The sequence below is a fragment of the Burkholderia sp. Bp8992 genome, from assembly GCF_003853705.1.
Lineage (GTDB): Bacteria > Pseudomonadota > Gammaproteobacteria > Burkholderiales > Burkholderiaceae > Burkholderia.
On record NZ_QTQI01000082.1, the window covers coordinates 1 to 495 of the forward strand.

The window sequence follows — 495 nt, forward strand, 5'->3', positions numbered from 1 at the left end:
ATTCGAACCCCTGTACTCACCGTGAAAGGGTGATGTCCTAGGCCTCTAGACGAAGGGGACAACGTACTGCTTACATCTTTAACGAGAAAGCCCGTTCAAAAAACGTTCTTTGAACGGGCTTCGTTCTGGCGGAGCGGACGGGGCTCGAACCCGCGACCCCCGGCGTGACAGGCCGGTATTCTAACCAACTGAACTACCGCTCCAGCTTTCTGCACCACCGCCTGCAGGATCTCGTCACGTTCCTGCACGCGTTGCGACACTTCTACGAAACGCCGCTGAATCTGGCGTCCCCTAGGGGATTCGAACCCCTGTACTCACCGTGAAAGGGTGATGTCCTAGGCCTCTAGACGAAGGGGACAACGTACTGCTTACATCCTTAATACAAAAGCCCGCTCAAAAACGTCTTGAACGGGCTTCGTTCTGGCGGAGCGGACGGGACTCGAACCCGCGACCCCCGGCGTGACAGGCCGGTATTCTAACCGACTGAACTACCGC

2 tRNA genes are annotated in these 495 nt (G+C 57.0%); both read right to left on the reverse strand.

What is annotated here, in order from left to right:
- Positions 1 to 126 precede the first annotated feature (126 nt).
- Positions 127 to 203: transfer RNA gene (locus DIE03_RS38070), tRNA-Asp, on the reverse strand.
- A 79-nt stretch (positions 204 to 282) separates the two neighbouring features.
- A tRNA-Glu gene (locus DIE03_RS38075) sits at positions 283 to 358 on the reverse strand.
- Between the last annotated feature and the right edge of the window lie 137 nt (positions 359 to 495).